A 269-nucleotide genomic window follows, 5' to 3' on the forward strand; every position below is an offset into this window, starting at 1 on the left:
GCGGTCGGGTTTAGAGTCCGGGGTTGATGATATCGGTGTTTGCCAGATGTTGGGCATAAGCGGACGGCGTCATGCCGCCAATTGCTTTCTTGGGTCGGTCCTCGTTGTATTCGCCTCGCCAGCGTTCGATCTCGGTGCGCGCATGCAGCAACGTCGGGAGCCAGTGCTCGTTGAGGCATTCGTCGCGCAGCCGGCCGTTGAACGATTCGACGTAGGCGTTCTGGTTTGGTTTGCCCGGCTGGATGAGCCGTAGCTGCACACCCCGGTCA

The 269-nt window shown here is 60.6% G+C and carries 1 protein-coding gene; it reads right to left on the reverse strand.

Annotation, left to right across the window (positions count from 1 at the left end; all coding sequences use genetic code 11):
• Positions 1 to 10 precede the first annotated feature (10 nt).
• On the reverse strand, positions 11 to 269 hold a 259-nt coding region (locus tag OZ10_RS20210; RefSeq protein ID WP_039566913.1), incomplete at its 5' end, for an integrase core domain-containing protein.

Origin of the sequence: Xanthomonas cannabis pv. cannabis, from assembly GCF_000802365.1 — a bacterium.
GTDB classification, from domain to species: Bacteria; Pseudomonadota; Gammaproteobacteria; order Xanthomonadales; family Xanthomonadaceae; genus Xanthomonas; species Xanthomonas cannabis.